Origin of the sequence: Aeromonas sp. 604176 (assembly GCF_049170755.1) — a bacterium.
Taxonomy (GTDB): Bacteria; Pseudomonadota; Gammaproteobacteria; order Enterobacterales; family Aeromonadaceae; genus Aeromonas; species Aeromonas veronii_A.
The window spans coordinates 36,322-44,282 of sequence record NZ_JAAKNE010000025.1; the positions used below are offsets into that span (position 1 = coordinate 36,322).

The window sequence follows — 7,961 nt, forward strand, 5'->3', positions numbered from 1 at the left end:
TTGGTGTAGTAAAAATCCGAGTGATCAGTATAGGGGCGGCGGGACCAGACAAACACCCGCGAAGACAAGGGATATAAAGGGGTTGACCTTGGACTTAACACCAAGGTTTAGACTCCTTCTCGGTAATCAGGGATCTCGCAGGGGCGGGATCCATCAAGAGGGACTCATCATGAGCAAATCCTGCTGCAATCATCAGCACGCCGCCCCCATCAAGGCCGTCAGCAAGGCGGCCTCCGGCCAGAGTGAACATCACCACGATAGCCACTGCTGCGACAACACCACACCCGTCAGTTGCTGTTCAACCCAGACGCCTCATGAGCACGCATCCCGTGACGGCAATGAATCCCCCGGGGATGAAGAGCCTCCCCGAGGAGGCTGTCACGATCAAGCGTGCTGCAGCGCCTCCTTATCACCAGCTCACGAGCATGAGCATGATATGCCCCCTGCCGACCCGCTGGTTGCGCCGGTGCAAGGCAACAGCCGCCACAGCTGGCAGGTATTGGGGATGGATTGCCCCAGCTGCGCCCGCAAGATCGAGACCGCCGTCTGCCGGGTGAGCGGCGTGCAGCAGGCACGCGTGCTGTTTGCCACCGAGAAGCTGGTAGTGGATCTGGCCCCCGGCCTCTCTCCCGATCCCGTCACCGCCGCCGTGCTGGCCGCCGGTTTCCAGCTCAAGGGGGAAAGTGCTGACAAGCAGGCAGCTGGCCGCAAGCAAGCTTCACAACAGTCCCTGCAGGGCAATCTATTCGGTAACTTTTTGGGCAAATATTGGCAACCCTTATCACTGGCGGGTCTGATGCTGGTCGCCGCCCTGCTGCCGAAAGAGCTCGGTCAGCCACTCTTTACCCTGGCGACCCTCTGGGGGCTGTGGCCTATCTCTCGCAAGGCGTGGGCGCTGACCAAAAGCGGCTCTCCCTTCGCCATCGAGACCCTGATGACGGTCGCCGCCGTGGGGGCCCTGTTCCTCGGCGAAACCGCGGAAGCGGCCATGGTGCTGCTGCTCTTTATGCTGGGTGAACATCTGGAGGCCTACGCCGCCGGACGCGCCCGGGCCGGAGTGACCGCGCTGATGGCGCTGGTGCCTGACAAGGCGCTGCGCATCCGTACCACTGCTGAAGGCGAGGTGCGGGAAGAGATCGCTGCCGATGAGCTGCGTCCCGGCGATATTATCGAAATCGCCCCGGGTGCCCGCTTGCCTGCCGATGCTCGTCTGCTCGACGCCCTCGGCGCGTTTGACGAGAGCGCCCTGACCGGTGAGTCTATTCCGGTGGAACGCCGTCAGGGTGACAAGGTGCCAGCCGGCAGTCTGGCGGCGGATCGGGTGCTGCGTCTTGAAGTCGTCTCCGAGCCCGGCAACAACGCCATCGACCGTATTCTGCACCTCATCGAGGAGGCCGAAAGCCAGCGCGCCCCCATCGAGCGCTTTATCGACCGCTTCAGCCGCTGGTATACCCCGGCCATGATGCTGGTCGCCCTGCTGGTGGTGCTGGTGCCGCCCATTGCCTTCGGCCAGAGCTGGGACGAGTGGATCTATCGCGGACTGGCGCTGCTGCTCATTGGTTGCCCCTGTGCGCTGGTCATCTCCACCCCGGCAGCGGTTACTTCGGCGCTGGCCGCGGCAACCCGTCAGGGGGCCCTGATAAAGGGTGGTGCCGCACTGGAGCGACTGGCCCATATCGACACTGTCGCCTTTGACAAGACTGGCACCCTGACGCTGGGCAAGCCGCAACTGACCGAACTGGTGAGCCTCAATGGCCAGCCGGAAACCGAACTGCTGGCACTGGCGGCTGCCATCGAGCAGGGCTCTCACCACCCGCTGGCCCGCGCCGTGGTCTCCAACGCGACCGAACAGGGGCTGACGCTGGCTGAGGCCCGCGACCTGCGAGCCCTGCCGGGCATGGGAGTTGAGGGACGCATCAACGGCGAACTGTGGCAACTGCTGGCACCGAGCCGGGTGGCGACCCTGAATGTGGAACAGCAGACCCGGATTGCTTCGCTGGAGCGGCAGGGCAAGACTGTCGTGGTGCTCTGCCAAAGCAGCGGCGACCAAGCGCTGCCAGTCGCCTTGCTGGCGCTGCGGGATCAGATCCGGCCGGAGGCGGCGGCTGCGCTGCAAGAGCTCAACCGGCTCGGGCTCAACAGCATCATGTTAACCGGGGATAACCCCCGCGCCGCCGAGGCCATCGCCGGTGAACTTGGGATGGGCTGGCGTGCCGGTCTGCTGCCGGAGAACAAGGTAGAAGAGATCGCCAAGCTGGCCAGCTCGCAGAAAGTCGCGATGATCGGCGATGGCATCAACGATGCCCCCGCCATGAAGCGGGCCAGTATCGGCATCGCCATGGGGGGCGGCACCGATGTGGCGCTGGAGACCGCCGATGCAGCGCTGACCCACAACCAGCTCGGCGGTATTGCCGCGATGATCCGGCTGTCGCGGGCGGCACTGGCCAATATTCACCAGAATATCGCGCTGGCACTGGGGCTGAAGGCCATCTTCCTGGTCACCAGCCTGCTCGGCATCACCGGCCTGTGGATTGCGGTGCTGGCCGATACCGGCGCCACCGCACTGGTGACCGCCAACGCCCTGCGCCTGCTGCGCAAGCGCTAATCCAGCACAATCAGAAACCGTGAAATAACAACCGCCGCCCCAACCGGGGCGGCTTTTCTTTTTCCTCTCATTTATCTCACGGCACCCCGTAAAAGAAAAAGCGCGCCTGCCGGTCGGCAGTCGCGCTTTGCTTACTCTCTCGGAGTTATCCCACCCTTGGCAAGGTGGAATTCAACCCGGGGGCGCCGAGCCATCCCCCGGACTCAATGGCTTGCTTACTTGACGCTGCACTCCTGAATGACGGCTGTGCCCGCCTTAACGCCAGCCGGGTCAACCTTCACCAGCACACTCCACAGCCCCTGCGGCAAGGTGATGCTGTTATTGGCACTGCCCCCCTTGGAGAAGGCGAACGAATAGCCGGTTTCAGCGTTCACCGCGCCGCCACCGTTGAGCAGGTACTCCTTGCTCCAGTCCTCGTTGGCCACCTTGAACTCGGTGCTGCCGGCGTAGTTGAACGCCGCCTGATAGATGGCGAGATCGCCGTCCATCCCCTTGTAGCTCAGCTGGTACTGAGGTTGGGCTCCCCAGCCGGAGAGCTCACCCTTGACGAACAGGTTGTAGCCGAGCGGATTGCCCGCCACCGTATCCAGCACCTTGCAGCTTTGCACCGGCTCGGTGAAGCTGACGCTCAGGGTCGGTTTGTCCTTGTTCATGGCGGTAAAGACAAACTTGTAGCTGCCTGCCTTGGCCAGATCGACACCGATATTGCCGGTTTCTCCCCCCTTGCAAAGGGTCAGAGGAGTGCCAACCACCAGCTTGTCACCGGCGTTGCAGCTGCCGTAGTTGACCGGCCCCCAGCTGGCGTCAGCGATCTTGACGTTGGTGGTACCCAGCTTGTCGGTGCTCACCTCGGTAGTGAACTCGTACATAAAGTTGCCGCTGAAGGTCATCTGGTTGGTGTTGCCCCACTCATCGAGGAACCCCTTCAGATAAACATCGGTGTTGCCAAACGGTGGCAGGGTGCTCAGGTCGGTCTTCTTGCTGACCGGCAGGCCCGCACCCTGTGCACCAGACTGCGGCTTGACGAACACAGCGGCAGACCAGGCCCCCAGCGTCAGCTGGCCGTTATCATAGGCGGCGCCGCTGGCGATGCTGTCGACTGCGCGATGCTTGCTGCTTAGCACCATACCGCTCAGATCGATCGGCTGATCGTTACCGTCACGGAAGTCGCCGATGCTCTGGCTCTGGTTGCTGGCGTTGATCATCACCACCAGACCGTCGATGGCCGGATCCAGATCCGCTCCGGCACTGACGCCATCATCCACAGTCATGACGATAAGGCCCGGCACCTGATCCGGGCCGGTATTGCGGAAGTCGACCCGCTTGATCACCTCGGCGCCACTGCCCAGACGCAGCAGGCGGGATGAGTTACGCAGCTCCGCCAGCTCCTGATAGAAGCTCACCATCTGCGCCATCTCGGCCGAGCCCGGCTTGGCATGCTTGCCGAGCACCTGCTCGATCAGTGGATAGTTGTCGCCATCCTTGTCCTTGCGCGGCAATCCCTTGTCGAAGTTGTTGTCGCCCAGGGTGTAGTCGACCTTGTTGTACCAGTCGCCCGAGTCATAGCTGTCCCGCTCCATGGATTTGGAACGCAGCAGCTCGACACCGGCGTGGGTGAAGGGAATGCCCTGACCCAGCATGGCAGTCGCCAGCGAGACCCCCTGCATCCGCACCAGATCGGCTCCGGCAGGCGCCTTGTAGATCAGGTTGTCGAACAGGGTCTGGTTGTCGTGCTTGTCGACATAGTTCTGCACTTCCACCGGATCCTGGGCATAACCGGCAGGCTGACCGTTGTAGTCGATCTCGGCGCCTTTCTTCGGCATGCCATCCTTGTCGGTCAGCACGAACTCCTTGAGGTTGCCCGCCATGCCGAGCCGCACCAGATCGGACTGGTGCAAGGCCGTCGCCAGATCCACCTTGCTCATTTCGTTAGGATCGACGAAGGCACCGTTGCCAAAGCCCTGGGTCTTGCGAATGGTATCGCCACCGTCGAACGGACTGCCGCCGCGCACCGCATCGCGCAAGCGATCGGAGAAGGAGCCGATACCGGTACCGCCCAGATGCTTCTGGGTAGCCTGCACGAAGCGCTTGTCATCCTGCACTTCGCCGAAGTTCCACCCCTCGCCGTAGAAGTACATCTCGGGATTGACCTTCTTCACCGCGGCCAGCGCCTGCACCATCTGATCTTTCGGATGGTGGCCCATCAGGTCGAAGCGGAAGGCGTCGATCTTGTAGTCGCGCGCCCAGGTGACCAGGGAGTCATCCATCAGCTTGGCAAACATGGCGTGTTCCGGCGCCGTGTTGGAGCAGCAAGTGGAGTTCTCCACCGAGCCGGTCTCCGGATTGAGGCGCTGATAGTACCAAGGCACTATCTTGTCGAGCACCGACTTGGGGCCGAGCCCGGATTCGTTGGTATGGTTGTAGACCACATCCATCACCACGTTCATGCCGATGTTCTGCTTGATGGCCTTGACCATCTCGCGGAACTCCAGAATACGTTTGGTGCCCTCGGCGTTGGTGGCGTAGGAGCCTTCCGGCGTGGTGTAATGGTAGGGATCATAACCCCAGTTGAAGGAGTCGACGCCGCGCAGGTAACCGGATAGCTCCTGCACCTGCGGATTATCCTTGCTGTCGCCCCCTTGCAGGTCGGCCAGCACATCTCCCACGGTCTGGCCGCCACCGCAATAGCCACCAAATTTGGATGTTTTCACATCCGGATTGACCTGACAGAGCTTGCTGAAGTCATCGCCGAGATTGGCCACCTTGGCCGGATCCTCGTTGACGGTGGCGATATCGAACACCGGCAGCAGGTGCAAGTGGCTGACGCCGCTCTTTGCCAGCGCTTTCAGATGGTTGACCGGTACAGAGTCGGGCTGGGTCAGGCCGACAAACTTGCCGCGCTTCTCTTCATCGGTGGAGGCATCGTTACCGGTCAGGTCACGAACATGGGCCTCATAGATGGTGATATCGGCGGGGTTCTGCTGGCTGTGGGGCGCCTTGAGGCTGTCCCACCCTTCCGGTTTCAGGGCCGGATCGTCGAGATCCACTACCTGACTGAACTCGGAGTTCATCGCCAGACTCAGGGAGTAGGGATCGGTCACCTCGTAGTGCTCAACCTTGCGGCTCAGCGGATGGTAGACCTCCATATCGTAGCGATAGAACTGGCCGATCAGCTCACTGCCCCCTTCGTAACTCCAGCTGCCGCTGGCGCTGTCGAAAGTCATGGCCACCTCACCACTCTTCTGGTGGCTGGCGTTGTAGAGGGCCAACTTGACCGACTTGGCGGTCGGCGCCCAGAGGCGGAAGGTCACCCGGTTACCCTCTACCACTGCGCCATAGCTCAGCTTGGTCGCCTCTGGGGCATAGAGCGCATCGAGAGCGCCGGCGCTCTGCACCAGGGTCGCCCCCTGCAGGATACCGTCGGCATCAGTGCCGATAGCCACCAGTTCCCCCTTGAGCAGGGGCTTGAGATCTTTACCGGCAGGCAGGGCGAAGGCGGCCGCATCCTTGAGGTGCGGATATTTGGCCTGCTGCTCGGCAGTCAGGCTGGTCGCGGTCAGGCTGATATAGGGGAAATCGAACACCCCATCGGCATTGGCCTTGATGGTGCCCGAGTCGGTGTAATAGAGGCGAACGTGGGGCTTGTCTTTGCCCCCTTGCCAAATCAGGGTATTGCCATCGATCAGATGAGCGCTGGCCCCCGCCACGCCAAAGGCGGCGGTAAAGGCTTCGGCACGGCTGCCAAACAGATCTTTCTTGCCTGCAACGATGGCCACGGTGCGATCCGGGTGCTCACTGAAGATCACCTTCATATCGCTGCCGGTCAGGTTGGCCAGATCGCCGTTGCGGGCGATAAAGTTGATGCACCCTTCCACCTTATTGAGCGGTACGACCCAGGCCGGACCAAAGCTGTCGGCGGTGGCCGGTGTCTTGCTCTTGTCATCCCACCCGGTATTCAGACCGCTATCTGCCGTTGCCTTGCAGGCGTCGTTGTTCCAAAGGTGCAGGCTGTAGCTGTCAAACGGTGCCTTGGCCCCTTTGGCTGCCGACTGGGTATCCACCAGTGCAATGACCACCTGATTATCGCCGGCGACCAGCAACTCTTTCGGGGGATCCATCTTGGGCAGACGAGCGACAGGCCCATCGGTGACTTCAGGTGTAGGCGGTGTAGGGGGGACGGGGTTCACACCGGAGGCATCAGAGCTGTTGTCATTACAGCCAGACAAAAGCGCGAGCAGTGAGGCTGTTACCAGCGCCACTTTGGTCTTTTTCATATCCATATTTTTATAATTCCCGCTGTAGTTAGTCTCGATAGTCGAGCACCCGGTCATTGCCAGGCGGTGCCATATTAATCAGCGGCAATCGATTCAAATGTGAGCGAGAGGGCAAAAAAACCATCCAGTTTCAACAAGATAACGTTTTCAGACTGAAACTTCGATCCGGCTCACAGACCTCGCGGCCATTTGGCCTCATATCTGGAAAACGGCAGTCACGGGGTCAGAAAAGCAATGTCTGATCAAGTGGATAGACAAGGAGTAAGCAATGAAACGGATTGAAGAGCAGGCAAGACGACTCGATCAGGAGTATCAGGCGATCGGGCAGCTGTTCGACCAGTTCTGCCAGCAGGCTGGCGCCCTGGCCGAACATTATCACTTCTTCAACTGGCCCGATTATGAAGACTCACCCCCGCTGAGCCGCGCCTTCACTCTGCTGGGGGAACCCCGCGAACTGCGGCTGCGCTGTCAGCCCGGTGAACGCTCCGCCCTCAATGGCCTGATCCAGGTGGTCTCGGAGGATGGCACCATAGATGCCAGCCTCGGATTTCGCGCCGATGGCCAGTTGCTGCTGGAGTCCGGCAAACTGCTGGACAACCCGCCCGGACTGCTGCTCAAGTTGCTGCTCGGCGCAGTCTGGCAACACAAGCCGCAGGCCGATCTCTCACAACAGGAGATCTAGCTGCGGAGCCAACTGTTGAGTCGTTCTGGCTATTGTGGCCGCAGCACGCATCCACAATAGCCTGTGTCGAATGAAGGCGTGGTGGATTTACACCAGAGCATCACTCCTCGCTACGCCCAGCCCCCCGGCAGCAAATGTCCTGCTACTCCGGTTGCAGCGGTTCCGCCACCTTGCCCTCCAGCTTTCTGACCGGCTTTTGCAGGATCAGGTTGGCCGGATAGGTGACCAGATCGCCGTTGTCATCACGCACCCGCACGTAGAACAAGCCAATCTCGGTGATGACGCCGGTGACCGAATCATCCTTGTCGAGGATACGGATCCGGTCGCCAATCTTGTAGGGGAAGGCGAAGAAGATGGTGATGCTGGCGGTGATGTTGGAGAGGATCGACCACTGGGCGAC

Annotated in this window: 4 protein-coding genes; 2 read left to right on the plus strand and 2 right to left on the minus strand. The window is 61.1% G+C overall.

Annotated elements, in window-relative coordinates; translation table 11 throughout:
- The first annotated feature begins 169 nt into the window (after positions 1-169).
- Positions 170-2,605, plus strand: a complete 2,436-nt coding sequence (locus tag G5358_RS06760; RefSeq protein ID WP_421323832.1) for a zinc/cadmium/mercury/lead-transporting ATPase — start codon at positions 170-172, stop codon at positions 2,603-2,605.
- Between the two features lie 215 nt (positions 2,606-2,820).
- On the opposite strand, the gene pulA is transcribed toward G5358_RS06760, so the two are convergent.
- On the minus strand, positions 2,821-6,885 hold the full coding sequence (pulA, locus tag G5358_RS06765) for a pullulanase-type alpha-1,6-glucosidase (protein WP_216952831.1): 4,065 nt from the start codon (positions 6,883-6,885) through the stop codon (positions 2,821-2,823).
- Positions 6,886-7,147: 262 nt separating this feature from the next.
- Between pulA and G5358_RS06770 the strand changes: the two genes are divergently transcribed.
- Positions 7,148-7,561 carry a hypothetical protein gene (locus G5358_RS06770; RefSeq protein ID WP_421323833.1) on the plus strand — a complete coding sequence of 138 codons (414 nt, stop codon included), beginning with the start codon at positions 7,148-7,150 and terminating at the stop codon, positions 7,559-7,561.
- Positions 7,562-7,703: 142 nt separating this feature from the next.
- Here G5358_RS06770 and G5358_RS06775 read toward each other — a convergent pair.
- A partial coding sequence (locus tag G5358_RS06775) for a mechanosensitive ion channel domain-containing protein (protein WP_421323834.1) occupies positions 7,704-7,961 on the minus strand: 258 nt, incomplete at its 5' end.